A 15,223-nucleotide genomic window follows, 5' to 3' on the forward strand; every position below is an offset into this window, starting at 1 on the left:
GGGTACGGAGGACTCATGGATCACAGGGACACCGGACCGGACCGGCATCTGCGGGCCGGGACCGCGGCCGCCGGACCGTACACGCTCGACATCGATCCCGGAAGGGCCGGCTGGGGGTACTCCGCACTGCGGGTCCTGGAGCTGGCCCCCGGCGCCTCCCACCTGCTGGAGGCCGGCGACAGCGAGTGGATCGTGCTGCCGCTGGCCGGCGGGTGCTCGGTGCACACCGAAGGTACGACCATGGAACTGCTGGGCAGGGAGAACGTGTTCGCCGGAGTCACCGACTTCGCGTACGTTCCGCGCGACGCTCGGGCACTGATCGCCTCCGGCGCGGGAGGCCGCTTCGCCCTGGCAGGAGCGAGATGCGAGCGACGACTCCCCGCCCGCCGCGGCCCCGTGTCGGAGGTTCCGGTCGAGGACCGGGGTTCGGGCACCTGCGCCCGCCGTGTGCACAACTTCGCCGCCGCCGGCACCTTCGACTGCGACCGTCTCATCGCCGTCGAGGTGTTGACCCCTGGCGGCAACTGGTCCTCGTACCCGCCGCACAAGCACGACGAGCACCGCCCCGGTGAGGAGGCGGAACTCGAGGAGATCTACTACTTCGAGATCGACGGCGAGCACGGCTTCGGCTACCAGCGGATCTCGCCGTCCCGCCCCGGGGGCACGGATCTCCTCGCCGAGGTCCGCAGCGGTGACGCCGTCCTCGTCCCGGACGGCTGGCACGGCCCCTCCATCGCCGCTCCGGGGCACGGCATGTACTACCTGAACGTCATGGCGGGACCGGGGCCCGAGCGAGAGTGGCGGATCTGCTTCCACCCCGACCACACGGAGGGCTACCGATGAGCGGACCGAGGCTGACCGTTGCGCAGGCGCTGGTGCGGTTCCTGGCCCGCCAGTACACCGAGCGCGACGGGCGCAGACAGCGGCTCGTCGGAGCCATGTGGGGCATCTTCGGACACGGCAACGTGGCCGGGATCGGCCAGGCCCTCCTCGAGTCCGGGGACTTGCCCTTCGTCCAGGGGCGCAACGAGCAGGCGATGGTGCACGCGGCCGTCGGTCACGCCCGCCAGTCCAACCGCCTGTCCACGCACGCCGTCACGACCTCCATCGGCCCGGGCGCCACCAACCTCGTGACCGGGGCCGCCCTCGCCACCGTCAACCGGCTGCCGGTTCTGCTCCTGCCCGGCGACACCTTCGCGACCCGCCCCGCAGACCCCGTCCTCCAGCAGCTGGAGGTCCCGTACGCGGGGGACGTGTCGGTGAACGACTGTCTCCGCCCGGTGTCGGCCTACTTCGACCGGATCACCCGTCCCGAGGCGCTGATCCCGGCAGCGCTCGCCGCGGCGCGGGTCCTCACCGATCCGGCCGCGACCGGGGCGGTCACGCTCGCGCTGCCGCAGGACGTGCAGGCGGAGGCGTACGACTGGCCGGAGGAGTTCTTCGCCGAACGCGTCTGGCACGTGCGCCGGCCGCAGCCGGATCCGGAGGAACTCGCTGCGGCGGTCCGCGCCGTACGGTCCGCGCGGCGGCCCCTGGTCGTCGCCGGCGGGGGAGTGCACCACAGCAGGGCGGAGGGCGCCCTGCGGGCCTTCGCCGAGGCCACCGGGATCCCCGTCGCCTCGACCCAGGCGGGGAAGGGCTCACTCCCGTACGACCACCCGGCGGACGTCGGCGGCATCGGCCACACCGGCACCGCCACCGCCGACGAACTCGCGGGGGCGGCCGACCTGGTCATCGGCGTCGGCACCCGCTACACCGACTTCACGACCGCCTCGGCGACCCTCTTCGGCAACCCCGGTGTCCGCTTCCTCAACCTCAACATCACCGGCTTCGACGCCCACAAGCTCGCCGCGCTCCCGCTCGTCGCGGACGCCAGGACCGGACTGGAGGCCCTGACCGAGGCTCTGCGCGGACACCATGTCGAACACGGCTACGAGAGGGAGTACGCGGACGGAAAAGAGCGCTGGGAGCGCCGGGTCGGCACCGCCTACGAGGCGCCCGACGAGGACGCGCGCCCCACCCAGCCCCAGGTCCTCGGCGCCCTCGACGGCCTGGTCACCGGCGACGACATCGTGATCAACGCCGCCGGCTCGCTCCCGGGCGACCTCCACAAACTGTGGCGGACGCGCTCCCGAGACCAGTACCACGTGGAGTACGGATACTCGTGCATGGGCTACGAGATCCCGGCGGCCATCGGGGTCGCGATGGCCGCTCCCGGGCGGCCCGTGTGGGCGCTCGTCGGAGACGGAACGTATCTGATGAATCCGACCGAGATCGTCACGGCGGTCCAGGAGAACGTCCCGATCAAGGTGGTCGTCCTGCAGAACCACGGATACGCGTCGATCGGCGGGCTCTCCGAGGCGGTCGGCTCCGAGCGGTTCGGCACCGCGTACCGCCACCGGGAGCCGGGGGCGTCGCAGGCCGGCGGACCGGGAGGCCCCGGGGGAGGCGCGTACACGGGAGAGCCCCTCCCGGTCGACCTCGCCGCCAACGCCGCATCCCTCGGGATGCGGGTCATCCGCGCCAGGACCGTGCGTGACCTGCGCGAAGCCCTTGCCGAGGCCCGCGCGGCGGACCGCCCCACATGTGTCTACGTCGAGACCGAAACGGCAGACACTGTGTCGGGCGCACCCCCGGCACAGGCGTGGTGGGATGTTCCTGTGGCCGAGACCGCGACCCGGCCGTCGGCGGTCAAGGCCCGGGGGGAGTACGACCGGCAAGTCGCAGCCCGGCGCCGCCATCTCTGAGGGACCCGAAGGAGCTTTCCGTCATGACGAAGACCGTCAACCACTGGATCGGTGGCAAGATCGTCGAGGGCGAGTCCGGCAACTGGGGACCGGTGACCGACCCGGCGACCGGCGCCGTGACCACGAGCGTCGCTCTCGCGTCGGTCGAGGAGGTCGACAGCGCCGTCGCCTCGGCGAAGGCCGCCTTCGAGACCTGGGGCACCTCCTCGCTCGCCCAGCGCACGTCGATCCTCTTCCGCTTCCGCGCGCTGCTCGACGCCAACCGCGACGCGATCGCCGAGCTGATCACCGCGGAGCACGGCAAGGTCCACTCGGACGCGCTCGGCGAGGTGGCCCGCGGCATGGAGATCGTGGACCTGGCCTGCGGGATCACCACGCAGCTCAAGGGCGAGCTGTCGACCCAGGTGTCCAACCGGGTGGACGTGGCGGCGATCCGCCAGCCCGTGGGGGTCGTGGCCGGCATCACGCCGTTCAACTTCCCCGCGATGGTGCCGATGTGGATGTTCCCGCTCGCCATCGCGTGCGGCAACACCTTCGTCCTCAAGCCGAGCGAGAAGGACCCGTCCCCGTCGCTGAAGATCGCCCAACTGCTCGCCGAGGCGGGTCTGCCGGAGGGCGTGTTCAACGTCCTCCAGGGTGACAAGGTCGCCGTCGACCGCCTCCTGGAGCACCCGGACGTCTCGGCGATCTCCTTCGTCGGCTCGACGCCGATCGCCCGCCACATCCACACCACCGCCTCGGCGAACGGCAAGCGCGTCCAGGCGCTTGGCGGTGCCAAGAACCACATGCTCGTCCTGCCGGACGCCGACCTTGACGCGGCCGCCGATGCCGCCGTCTCCGCCGCGTACGGCTCCGCGGGTGAGCGCTGCATGGCGATCTCCGCGGTCGTGGCCGTCGGCGCCGTCGGCGACGAGCTCGTCGACAAGATCCGCGAGCGGGCCGAGAAGATCAAGATCGGCCCGGGCGACGACCCGACGTCGGAGATGGGTCCGCTCATCACCAAGGCGCACCGCGACAAGGTCGCCTCGTACGTCCACGGCGCCGCGGGCCAGGGCGCCGACGTCGTCCTCGACGGCACGGGCTACACCGTCGACGGCTACGAGGACGGCCACTGGATCGGGCTCTCCCTCCTCGACAAGGTGTCCACCGACTCCGACGCGTACCGGGACGAGATCTTCGGCCCCGTCCTCTGCGTGCTGCGCGCCGACACCTACGAGGAGGGCCTCGCGCTCATCAACGCCTCGCCGTTCGGCAACGGAACGGCGATCTTCACCCGCGACGGCGGCGCCGCCCGGCGCTTCCAACTGGAGGTGCAGGCGGGCATGGTCGGCGTGAACGTGCCGATCCCGGTCCCGGTGGGCTACCACTCCTTCGGCGGCTGGAAGGACTCGCTCTTCGGCGACCTGCACGTCTACGGCAACGACGGCGTGCAGTTCTACACCCGCGGCAAGGTCGTCACGACCCGCTGGCCGGACCCCTCCGAGCCTCACGGCGGCGTCGACCTCGGCTTCCCGCGCAACCACTGACGGCCCGCGACGCCACCCGGCCCGTACGGAACCCTCACCCGTACGGGCCGCGTGCGGCGTCACGGGCCGTCCGCGTTCGGCGGGCCGGCGCGGGGTTCGCGTTCGCGGGGCCGGACTTCGTGCGCCCGGGTTCCGCGGGCCCCGGGGAGAACCATGCGCGTTGCCTCGGCCCTCGCAGGCACCGTTGAGCGCCATGACGCCACCCGCGTGATGCCGGACCCGGGCACTTCACGCCGAGACCACGATCACCGTCCACCGGGCGTACGTCCCCTGCGATCGGCATGCCCGTCGCAGGGGACGGCCGGTTCCCGGACCCGCCTGGAAACGGGACCCGAGGACGGGCGGTCGTCACGCCGCGTTCGCAGGAGTGCGCCCATGACGTTCGCGCGTGGGCCGTCCGAGGGCTGGGAGCGTGTACACCCGTCTGCGGGCCGGGCGGCCGGTGCGGGAGGTTGATCGGTACGGCACCCACCGGCATGATCGCTTCCCGAGTCTGCGGCAGTGCGGAATCGGAGGAGCCTCGCCGCGCCTCTCGCGCGGGCGGTCCCGCCGGGCGCGGCGGCTGTGCTGAGGAGGACGGAATGCCCGGCGTTCGCAGTGGTCACGCCACGACCAACGACGGAGTGCGGTTGCACTATCTCGAGGCCGGCAGCGGTCCGGACATGCTGCTCGTGCCCGGCTGGTCGCAGACCGCCGCCCAGTGGCGGCACCAGATCGCCGACTTCGCCCGCACACACCACGTCATCGCGGTCGACCATCGTGGTCACGGTGGTTCCGACCGGCCGGACCACGGCTACCGGATCGCCCGTCTGGCGACCGACATTCGTGAGCTCGTCGGGCTCCTGGACCTCACGGAGGTCGTCTGGGTGGCCCATTCGATGGGCTGCGCGGTGGCATGGTCCTACTGGGACCTGTTCGGCGGGGACCGGCTGGCGCGCCTGGTGCTCTTCGACGAACCCGCCGTCCTGATCCGTCAGCCGTACTGGCCGGACGGCCTCGCGGAACGTCTGGGCGCGCTGTACGGCCTCGGGCAGATCTCGGACGTCGTCGCGGGACTCCGCGACCCGCGCTCGGACGCCGAGGCACTCAGTGCCGACTTCCTCGACGCCATGTGGACGCCGGCCGCCGCCGAGGCGGACCGCCAGTGGGTCCTCGCCCAGAACCTTCTGCTGCCGCGGGAGTACGCCGGCAGGCTGCTGCTGGACAACGTCATGCAGGACTGGCGCGACGTCCTGCCCAGGATCACCGTTCCGACGCTGGTCATCGGCGGGAACGACAGTGTGATCCCGTCCACAGCGGCGCGGTCGGTGGCCTCGGCCATTCCCGGCGCAGCCCTGCGGATTCTCGGCGAGCGCGGCAGCCACTTCGCGTTCTGGGAGAACCCTGACGCGTTCAACCGGGAGGTCCGCTCCTTCCTCGACACACCCGTCGACGCCGGGCTCTGACCGGCAGGGCGTGCCAGGGTGCCGGTCGCTCGCAGCGGGTCGGCCGCACCGCGGGCGGCGCCATCCGGCCGGCTGTGGTGCCGCGCGTCATCGCCGCCGGTGCCACTGCCGGGTGGCGAAGTGCGGGGCACCCTCGCGGCAACTCGCCACGGCTTCACACTCGGGACCCGCGACCGTGCTCCGACGGCGTCGCACGGGCGGCGCCGATGCCCAGGGCGGTCGCGGCGACGGCGCTGCCGATCGCGATCCACCGGAGTACGCCGTCGATCGCCGAGGCGAGCCCGACACTGCTGGTGCGGACTTCGATCAGGGTCGCACCGGCGGCCACACACATGCCGGCGACCCCGACGACGATGGCGAGTTCCACACCGGAGGCCTGACCGGCCCGCTCGGAGGGGACGACGGCCTGGGTGCCGCTGCTGCCCAACGCCCACCCCATGCCGTATCCGAATCCGGTCAGGGCGAGACCGGGAATGTAGGACCGGAAGTCGCCGCCGAGCGACACGAGGAAGAGGCCGACCGCGCCGACGAGGGTGATGACGACCATCGTCCGCGGTACGTCGAAGCGCTCGCCGAGCCTCCCGGAGAGCGGCGCCGCCACGCCCGCGGCGACGGACGCGGCCAGAAAGATCGTTCCGGCCGCGAGCGGCGTGTGCCCGGCGGCCTGCTGCAGGTAGATCGTGACGCCGTACATGGCCAGGACGAAGGAGGTGTTCGCGACGGTCGCCATCAGCGTGATGACCACGAAGGGCTTGTTGTGGAAGAGATCGAGCGCGACCAGCGGCCAGCGCGCCACCCGCTCCCGCAGCACGAACCCGGCCAGGAGCAGCACCCCGGCGGCGGCGACACCCACGGTGACTCCGGCGGGCCAGGCGCGCAGACGGTCCACCGTGAGCGTCACGAGAGCGATGCCGAAGGTCACCATGGCCAGGCCCGGCAGGTCGATGGAGCGGGGCACCGTGGTGTCACGCGACTCGCGTACCCCGGCGGCGACCATGGCGATGGCCGCCGCACCCACGGGGACGTTGACGAAGAACACCACCCGCCAGCTCAGCAGCTCCGTCACCCCGCCGCCGAACACGGGACCGAGGGCCAGAGCCAGGGCCCCCACCCCGTAGGCGTTCCCGATGGCCCGCATCGTCCGGTCGGGAGGATAGGCGTCGGTGATCACGGCGATGGCGAGCGGGAACAGCACGCCCGCTCCGGCGCCCTGGGCGATCCGCATCACGATCACGGCTTCGGGGGTGGAGGCGAGACCGGCGCCGAGTGAGCACAGGGAGAAGACGACGAGGCCGACGATCAGGATCCGCTTGCGGCCGAGGATGTCCCCGAGTCTGCCGCCCGGGATCAGGGCGGCCGCGAGCGCCAGCATGTAGCCGCTGATCACCCACTGGAGGTCGGTGGTGGTCGTGCCCAGGTCCGATGCCATCTGGGGCAGGGCCAGGTTCAGCGCCAGGAAGTCGAGCTGCACGACGAAGATGCACAGCGAGGAGGCGATCAGCGTCAGCACGGGACGCGACGGCCGGGAGCCGGCTTCGTGTGTGTGCGGGGCGTTTTCGCCGGTACGGCGCTTCCCGTGCGGCTGATCGGAGTCCATGGCGCTCTCCCGTGCGGCTGTGTACACGGGCCGGCCGGGTACGGGCGAAGACGGCTGATCCGATGACCCGTGTCGTGGAGTGTTCACTATGCAGGACACGGCTGTTGTTCGAGTGCATTTGCTCGGCATTGCGACGAATGTCGCGCCCGTCGTGCATGTGCTGGTGTGCCGCTCCGGGCGTCCGGGTGCGGACCGGAAGCCGAGCAGCGGCGGGAAGGTCCCGGCCGGGGTGGCCGTGAGCGCCGCTCGCCGCGGATCGCACCGTCGTGCCTCCGGGCGACGTGCCGATGTGGCCGGTGGCCCTGCCGCGTCGCTCGCCGCGCCGGGACGCGCCTGGGAGGCGTCGGCCCGGTTCGCGGACCGGCGGACGGTGCACATCGACGGCATGACCCCGCCCGCGCACGGGAGACACGACCGGGTACGCCGGTGTGCGCAGCCGCACGACGGCTGATGCCCGAGGAGCCGTCCTGCCCCGCAGGGGAGGAGCTCCTCGGGCATCTCACGGCCGCTGCTCCGGAGCCGTCGCCGCAGCGGCGGGCGCCCTGGCCGGGACGCCGGACCGGGCCGTTCGTCCCGGCCGGGCCGCCGGGATCAGAACAGCGAGTGCAGCAGCTTGTTCGGGGATCCCGCGCGCGGGTTCGTGACCTTGCCGCTGGTTGCGTTGTTCACGAGGGCGTCGCGGACCTGTGCCGGGGAGGCCGTGGGGTTGTTCGCCAGGTAGAGCGCGGCGGCACCCGCGGTGTGCGGGGTGGCCATCGACGTACCGGAGATGGTGTTCGTGGCGCTGTCGCTGTCCTTCCACGCGGAGGTGATGTCCACGCCGGGGGCGAACAGGTCGAGGCACGAACCGTAGTTGGAGAACGACGCCCGCCGGTCCGTCCTGTCCGTGGCGCCGACCGTGATGGCCTCGGGGACGCGGGCGGGCGAGTAGTTGCACGCGTTCACGGGGATGCCGATCAGGATGCCGTTGCCCGCCGCGATCGAGTAGCTGACACCCGAGGCGATGGACCGCTTCACCGCGTCGTCCAGGGCGGCGCTGGCGCTGCCACCCAGGCTCATGTTGGCCACGGCCGGCTTGGACGCGTTCGCCGTCACCCAGTCGACGCCCGCGATGACGCCCTCGGTCGTACCGGAGCCGTCGCAGCCCAGGACGCGCACCGCGATCAGGTTGACGTCCTTGGCGACCCCGTACGTCCTGCCGCCCACGGTGCCGGCGACATGCGTGCCGTGGCCCTGGCAGTCCTGGCCGTTCCGGCCGTCGCCGACGGTGTCCGTGCCGACGCCCGCCCGGCCGCCGAACTCGGCGTGCGAGGTGCGGATGCCGGTGTCGATGATGTACGCGTTCACGTTCGACGCCGTCGCGTTGTACGTGTACGTCGTCGACAGCGGCAGACTGCGCTGGTCCACACGGTCCAGACCCCAGGTCGCGTTCGTCTGGGTCTCGTTGAGGCGGATGACGCTGTTCTGCTCCACGTAGGCCACCCGCGGGTCGGCGGCGAGCCGTTCGGCCTTGGCCTTGGACATGGAGGCGGAGAAGCCGTTCAGCACCGACCGGAAGACGTGCTTGGGGGTCACGTCCTCGGCTGCGGCGAGTTCGGAGACACGGGTGCCGTCGTCCTTCAGGACGACGATCCAGCTGTTCTGTACGGCGGTTGCAGTGGGGGCGAGACGGAGATCGCCGAGCGGCGCACTGTGCGCTGTGGGGGTGACGGCGAACTGGAGACCGGCCGCGACGACGACGGCGGCGGAGAGCGGCGCGCCCATACGTATGGAGCGGCGGGCAGTGAATCTCATCTCGTGCACCTGACTCCTCTTTGATCGGAACATGACAAGCATCCGCGGCGGCGGTGCGGATGCCGGCACAGCGTCTCGTGAGGTGGTGCGGCACACAAGGGGTTGTTACCGATGGGTTGGAGCAAAAGCCCTGGTGGCATGGGCAATTTGGCGGACATCGGCGACATCTTCACGGTGCGCACAGGCATGTGCGACCCCGTCACGCATCGGGATGAACCAGCCATGACCGGCATGCGGTGAAGCGCTGGACGGGGACCGTGAATCCACTCCGCTCGGGGCGTCCCGGGCACCCGGCCGGACGCCCGCACGGCTGGTTGCGCCCACTGGCGTGTCCCGTCGAGTGCCCCGGTCGTACGCGCGCCCGGCCCGTCCCGCTCACCCGGAGTCCCTGATTCCGTGTACCGCGGCTGGTGTACGGCGAGGGCGTCCGGTACTACCCGGGGAGGTCATGGAGTTCCGACCGGCGGCAGCGGAAACCGGGCCGGCCGTCCGCTTATGGTTTCGGGCATGAGGATCCGACTCCCCGGACGAGCCGTGCTGCCCCGGCGCCGAAGCCGGTGGCTCGCGGCCGTCGCCGCCTTCGCCGTGCTCGCGGGCGCGGGCACCTGGACCGCCGCGGCCTCGGACGACGAGCCCGCCGTACACCGCGAGGACCGGGTGCTGACCGTGCCGGGCGCGAGGATCGACGCCTCGTACTTCACGTCCGGGGACGGCCGCAGGCCCGCGGTGCTGATCGGGCACGGCTTCGGCAGCAGCAAGGACTCCGTACGGCAGCAGGCGGAGGCGCTGGCGAGGGACGGCTACGCCGTCATGACCTGGTCCGCGCGCGGCTTCGGCAGGTCCACCGGCACCATCGGGCTGAACGACCCCGAGCACGAGGTCAAGGACGTCTCACGACTGATCGACTGGCTCGCCGGGCGACCGGAGGTGGAGCTGGACGCCGAGGGCGACCCCCGCGTCGGGGTCACCGGGGCGTCCTACGGAGGCGCCGTCGCCCTGCTCGCGGCGGGCCATGACCGCAGGGTCGATGCCATCGCTCCGCAGATCACGTACTGGAACCTCGCCGACGCGCTCTTCCCGGACGGCGTCTTCAAGAAGCTCTGGGCGGGCATGTTCTTCACAGCCGGTTCGGCCGGCGGGTCGGGGCTCGTTCCCGACGCCGGCGAAGAGCCCGCGGACGCTCCCGCCGGGGCCGGAGCGGGCAACGGCAGGGCCCAGGACGGCGAAGCCGGCACGGGCGCGGGCACCGGAGCCCCGACGCGGCCCGGCGCCACGGGCCGCGACGACGACCGCGCCCCCGCCGGGCGGCCCGCGGCGCCCTGCGGACGCTTCGAGCCCGCCCTGTGCGCCATGTACGAGCGCGTCGCGACCAGCGGGAGGCCCGACGCCGAGGCCCGGGCTCTGTTGCAGGCCCGCAGCCCGTCCGCGGTGGCCGACCGGATCAAGGTTCCCGCGCTCATCGTCCAGGGACAGTCCGACTCGCTCTTCCCGCTCTCCCACGCCGACGCCATGGCCGAGGCGATCGCCGGCAACGGCGCGCCCGTCGCCGTCGACTGGATCGCCGGCGGACACGACGGCGGCGATCTGGAGACGGCACGGGTGCAGGGACGGATCTCCGCCTGGTTCGACCGGTACCTGAACGGAGACAAGGGCGCCGACCCCGGCCCCGCCTTCCGCGTCAGCCGGACCGGCGGCGTCGACTCCACCGATGGGCAGGCGACCCTGCGCGGAGCCACGGCCGATGCGTACCCCGGCCTCGGAGCGGGACGCCGCGAGTTCGTACTGGCCGGTGGGACGCAGGCCTTCCGGAACCCCGCCGGGGCCAACCCGCCGGGGATCTCCACCGTGCCCGGACTGGGCGGCGGGCTCTCGCGGTTCTCCTCGCTCGGCGTCGGGCTCTCGCTCGACTTCCCCGGGCAGCACGCCCGCTTCGACTCGGCGCCGCTCGACCGCCGCACCCGGGTCACCGGCTCGCCCACCGTCCGGGTGCAGGTCGCTTCGGACAGCGGGGAAGCGGTCCTCTTCGGCAAGGTCTACGACGTCGGCCCGGACGGCCGACAGCAGGTGCTCCCCGCTCAGCTCGTCGCCCCGGTCCGGATCGAGGACGCCAAGGCCGGCCGGACCGTCGAACTGACGCTGCCCGCAGTGGACCACGAGGTGGAGGCGGGCCACCGCCTCCGGCTCGTGCTCGCGGCCACCGACCTCGCCCACGCCTCACCCGCCGCCCCGGCGGTCTACGCCGTCACCCCCGCCGGACCCCTGAGCGTGCCCACCGCACCCGGAGTCACCACCCAGGCGGCCGGTACGCCCTGGTGGGTGTGGGGCCTCCCAGCGGCGGGCGCGTCGATCGCGGCCGTTCTGCTGCTCACCGCGCACCGCCGGACCGCGGCGCCCGCCCCGGACCCCGGACTCGCCGGCGTACCGCTGCGGATCACCGGACTCGCCAAGCGGTACGCCGGGTCGTCGGACCGGTACGCGGTGCGGGACCTCTCCTTCCGTGTCGAGAAGGGCCAGGTGCTCGGGCTCCTCGGCCCCAACGGCGCCGGCAAGACCACCACGCTCCGCATGCTGATGGGACTCATCACCCCCGACGACGGCGAGATCAGGGTCTTCGGACACGCCGTCAGGCCCGGAGCGCCCGTGCTCTCCCGGGTCGGCGCCTTCGTCGAGGGCGCGGGCTTCCTGCCGCATCTGTCCGGCCGGGAGAACCTGGAGCTGTACTGGCGGGCCACCGGCCGACCCGCCGAGGACTCCCACGTCGAGGAGGCCCTGGAGATCGCGGGCCTCGGCGACGCGCTCGCCCGCGCGGTCCGCACCTACTCGCAGGGCATGCGGCAGCGCCTCGCCATCGCGCAGGCCATGCTCGGACTGCCGGATCTCCTCATCCTGGACGAACCCACCAACGGACTGGACCCGCCGCAGATCCGCGAGATGCGGGACGTGATGATCCGGTATGCGGCCGGAGGCCGGACCGTCATCGTCTCCAGCCACCTCCTCTCGGAGGTCGAGCAGTCCTGCACGCATCTCGTCGTCATGGACCGCGGCCGTCTGGTGCAGGCGGGCCCCGTCGCCGACATCACCGGCGCGGGCGACACCCTGCTGGTGACGACGGCCGAGGAACCCTCGGCACCGCTCGTGGAGAAGATCGCCGCACTGCCCGGGGTCGGATCCGCCGTCCGCGCCGACGGAGGCGGGGGCGTGCTGGTCCGCCTCGACGGTGCGAGTGCCGCCACCCTGGTCGCCGAACTCGTCCGGCTCGACGTGCCGGTGACCGGAGTCGGACCGCACCGGCGACTGGAGGACGCGTTCCTCACCCTGATCGGAGGAGCATCCGCATGAGCACCACTCCCGTGCGCCCCGGCACCCGCGCGGCCGGCGTGCCGACCGCGCCCGGTTACCGGGCGCGGCGCACCCTGCCGCTGCGCGTCGAGGCGGTGCGCCAGCTGAAGCGGCGGCGGACGCTCGTGATGGGCGCGATCCTGACGGCGCTGCCGTTCGTGCTGATCGCGGCCTTCGCGATCGGCGGCTCACCCGACGAGCGCGACGGCGGCGGCGGCCGGATCAACCTGATGGACACGGCGACCGCTTCGGGTGCCAACTTCGCCGCCACCTGCCTGTTCGTGTCGGCAGGGTTCCTGCTGGTGGTGCCGGTCGCACTGTTCTGCGGCGACACCGTGGCGTCCGAGGCGAGCTGGTCGTCCCTGCGGTATCTGCTGGCGGCGCCCGTCCCCCGGTCCCGGCTGCTGTGGTCGAAACTGGCGGTCGCGCTGGGCTTCAGTGCGGCGGCGATGCTCCTGCTGCCGCTGGTCGGTCTGGCGGTGGGGACCGTGGCGTACGGCTGGGGGCCCTTGCGGCTGCCGACCGGCGGCTCGCTGGCGACGGCCGACACGCTGCCCAGGCTCGCGCTGGTCGTGGCGTACATCTTCGTCTCCCAACTGGTCACCGCCGGACTCGCGTTCTGGCTCTCCACCAAGACCGACGCACCGCTGGGAGCGGTCGGCGGCGCGGTCGGGCTGACGATCATCGGGAACGTCCTGGACGCCGTGACGGCGCTCGGTTCGTGGCGCGACTTCCTTCCGGCGCACTGGCAGTTCGCCTGGGCGGACGCCCTCCAGCCCCAGCTCGAATGGGGCGGGATGCTGAAGGGCACGGCGGTGTCCGTGACCTTCGCCGTGGTGCTGATCGCCCTGGCCTTCCGCGGGTTCGCCCGCAAGGACATCGTGTCCTGAGCGGCCCGGAGGCCCCGTTCCGTGCGGTGCCGGACGCGCCCCGGTGGCCCGCCCCGTATGCGCTCCCGCAACCGTCCCGCCACGGGCGGCCGTTGCCGCATCGTGACCCATCCGCAACGCGTTCGTCCGATCCGCCGGGCCGCCCCGGACGTCACATTCACAAGTGCCGACGATTTCAGGGGGCGGAGCATGACGGCCTGGACGAGGACGCGACCGACGGAATCTCCGACGTGGTCAGGGGCGCCTGCCCGTACCACGAGGGCGGCGCTGGCGGCGCTGCTCTGCGGGGCCGTGCTGCTGACCGGATGCGGTGCGGGGGCGCAGGCCGACCGCTCCTCGGCGGACGGCGGCCAGCGCCGCGCGGACGGCGCTCCGGCGCCGATGGCCCCCGACGGCGGCGGTCGTGCCGAGGGGGACCGGGACGACGGAGCGCAGGGCGAGGAGAAGCGCGACGCCGTCCCCGCGCCGGACCTCGTGTCCACCTTCGCCCTGGACGTGGACACGGCCTCCTACGGCTACGCCCGCCGCGCCCTTGCCGGCGGCCGGCTGCCGGAACCCGGCTCGGTGCGGCCCGAGGAGTTCGTCAACAGCTTCCGCCAGGACTATCCACGGCCCGAGGGCAACGGCTTCTCGGTGACAGTGGACGGCGCGCGGGTGGAGAGCGGGGACGGCGGGGACTGGTCGCTGATGCGGGTCGGACTGGCCACGCGCCCGTCGAGCAGGACCGCCGAGCGGCCCCCGGCCGCGCTGACGTTCGTCGTCGACATCTCCGGGTCGATGGCCGAGCCGGGCCGGCTCGACCTGGTCAAGGAATCCCTCGGCATCCTCACCGACCAGCTCCGCGACGACGACTCCATCGCCCTGGTGACCTTCAGCGACGAGGCGGAGACCCGGCTTCCGATGACCCGCCTCGACGGCAACCGCGACCGGGTCCACGAGGTCGTCGCCTCCCTGGAGCCGACCGACTCCACCAATGTGGAGGCGGGCGTCGGCACCGGTTACGACGTCGCCGTCGAGGGCCGCAGGCGCGGCGCCAACAACCGCGTCGTGCTCCTCTCCGACGCTCTCGCCAACACCGGCGAGACCGAGGCGGACGCCATCCTGGAGCGGATCGGGAGCGCTCGGAAGGAGTTCGGCATCACCCTCTTCGGCGTCGGGGTCGGCAGCGAGTACGGCGACCAGCTCATGGAACGGCTCACGAACCGCGGTGACGGACACACCACGTACGTCTCCACACCCGCCCAGGCCCGGAAGGTCTTCGTCGACCAGCTTCCCGCCCACCTGGAACTGCGCGCCCGTGACGCCAAGGCGCAGGTCGCCTTCGACCCGGCGGCGGTCCGGGAGTTCCGCCTCGTCGGATACGAGAACCGGCACGTCGAGAACGAGGACTTCCGCGACGACCGGGTGGACGGCGGCGAGGTCGGTCCCGGGCACGCGGTCACGGCGCTGTACGCGGTGCGGCTGAAGGACGGCGCCTCCGGCCGCGTGGCCACGGCGACCGTGCGCTGGCTCGACCCGCGCACCCGGACGCCGCACGAGGCGACGGGCACCGTCGAGGCGGCCGGCCTCGCCGGCGACCTGTGGTCGCGTGGAACCCCGGCGCGCCTCCAGGTCAGCGCCGCGGCCGCGTACTTCGCCCAGCGGCTGCGGGGTGCGGAGACCCCCGGCGCGCCCCGGCTGGGGGTCCTTGCGGAGCGCGCGGCCGGACTGGCGCGCCGTACGGAGGACGCCTCCGTGCGCCAGCTGGCCGAGTCGATCCGCAGCGCGGACGAGCTGCTCGGCTGAGGACCGGCCGGGGCGTGGCCGGGGCGCCATGACCGTCGTCACCCCCGGCCCGCCGGCCGTCGCCGCGCGAGTGCCCCGCCCCGGCAAGTGGGCTGCGGCA

At 72.7% G+C, this 15,223-nt stretch carries 9 protein-coding genes; 7 read left to right on the forward strand and 2 right to left on the reverse strand.

Annotated elements, in window-relative coordinates; genetic code table 11:
- Positions 1-15: 15 nt before the first annotated feature.
- The 4 genes from iolB (at position 16) to FEF34_RS25170 (ending at position 5,718) form a co-directional block, all read left to right on the forward strand.
- A complete protein-coding gene (iolB, locus tag FEF34_RS25155; protein WP_138055176.1) occupies positions 16-843 on the forward strand; it encodes a 5-deoxy-glucuronate isomerase in 828 nt (275 codons plus the stop codon).
- A complete protein-coding gene (gene iolD / locus FEF34_RS25160) occupies positions 840-2,747 on the forward strand; it encodes a 3D-(3,5/4)-trihydroxycyclohexane-1,2-dione acylhydrolase (decyclizing) (RefSeq protein WP_138055177.1) in 1,908 nt (635 codons plus the stop codon). The genes iolB and iolD overlap by 4 nt, the downstream gene beginning before the upstream one ends.
- 23 nt (positions 2,748-2,770) lie before the next feature.
- Entirely contained in the window at positions 2,771-4,273 is a 1,503-nt protein-coding gene (locus FEF34_RS25165) for a CoA-acylating methylmalonate-semialdehyde dehydrogenase (RefSeq protein WP_138055178.1), read from the forward strand.
- A gap of 581 nt (positions 4,274-4,854) precedes the next feature.
- Complete coding sequence (locus FEF34_RS25170) at positions 4,855-5,718, forward strand: alpha/beta fold hydrolase (RefSeq protein ID WP_171053078.1); 864 nt, start codon at positions 4,855-4,857, stop codon at positions 5,716-5,718.
- Between the two features lie 154 nt (positions 5,719-5,872).
- Here the strand turns inward: FEF34_RS25170 and FEF34_RS25175 are convergent, their stop codons facing one another.
- Together FEF34_RS25175 and FEF34_RS25180 are read right to left on the reverse strand one after the other, a co-directional pair.
- Entirely contained in the window at positions 5,873-7,315 is a 1,443-nt protein-coding gene (locus FEF34_RS25175) for an MFS transporter (protein ID WP_138055180.1), read from the reverse strand.
- A gap of 591 nt (positions 7,316-7,906) precedes the next feature.
- Positions 7,907-9,109 (reverse strand): S8 family peptidase, encoded by a 1,203-nt coding sequence (locus FEF34_RS25180; RefSeq protein ID WP_407698305.1) that lies wholly within the window; start codon positions 9,107-9,109, stop codon positions 7,907-7,909.
- Positions 9,110-9,616: 507 nt separating this feature from the next.
- Here FEF34_RS25180 and FEF34_RS25185 point away from each other — a divergent pair.
- From FEF34_RS25185 to FEF34_RS25195, 3 genes are all read left to right on the forward strand, one after another.
- Positions 9,617-12,448, forward strand: a complete 2,832-nt coding sequence (locus tag FEF34_RS25185; protein WP_138055181.1) for an alpha/beta fold hydrolase — start codon at positions 9,617-9,619, stop codon at positions 12,446-12,448.
- A complete protein-coding gene (locus tag FEF34_RS25190) occupies positions 12,445-13,338 on the forward strand; it encodes an ABC transporter permease (protein WP_138055182.1) in 894 nt (297 codons plus the stop codon). Before FEF34_RS25185 ends, FEF34_RS25190 begins: the two co-directional genes overlap by 4 nt.
- A gap of 189 nt (positions 13,339-13,527) precedes the next feature.
- A complete protein-coding gene (locus tag FEF34_RS25195; protein ID WP_138055183.1) occupies positions 13,528-15,123 on the forward strand; it encodes a vWA domain-containing protein in 1,596 nt (531 codons plus the stop codon).
- The last annotated feature ends 100 nt before the right edge of the window (positions 15,124-15,223 follow it).

The sequence above is a fragment of the Streptomyces marianii genome (assembly GCF_005795905.1).
In the GTDB taxonomy this organism is placed as follows: Bacteria; Actinomycetota; Actinomycetes; order Streptomycetales; family Streptomycetaceae; genus Streptomyces; species Streptomyces marianii.